The sequence below is a fragment of the Streptomyces sp. SID3343 genome (genome assembly GCF_009865215.1).
Taxonomy (GTDB): domain Bacteria; phylum Actinomycetota; class Actinomycetes; order Streptomycetales; family Streptomycetaceae; genus Embleya.
On the sequence record NZ_WWJX01001549.1, the window covers coordinates 1 to 210 of the forward strand.

The 210-nt window shown below is 79.0% G+C and carries 1 pseudogene; it reads left to right on the forward strand.

The features are described 5' to 3' along the window. Window positions 1-210 (forward strand): annotated as a pseudogene (locus GT354_RS49150) (hypothetical protein); the annotation flags it as partial.

The following is a 210-nucleotide window of genomic DNA, read 5'->3' on the forward strand; positions in this document are numbered from 1 at the left end:
CGCCCGTCATGGTGTCGGCGCTGCGCTCGCGCGGCCTGCGCGCAGAACTGCGGACCGACACCGCGCACACCCTGCCGGAACCGGCCGACCCGAACGGCCTGGTCGCGCTCTCGCCGGCCGCGCCGACCGTGTCCCGCCGGGGCGCGCTCGCGCTCGTCGGCGCCGGGTCGCTGGTCCTGCTGGCGACCACGGCCGGGCAGAGCATCGGCG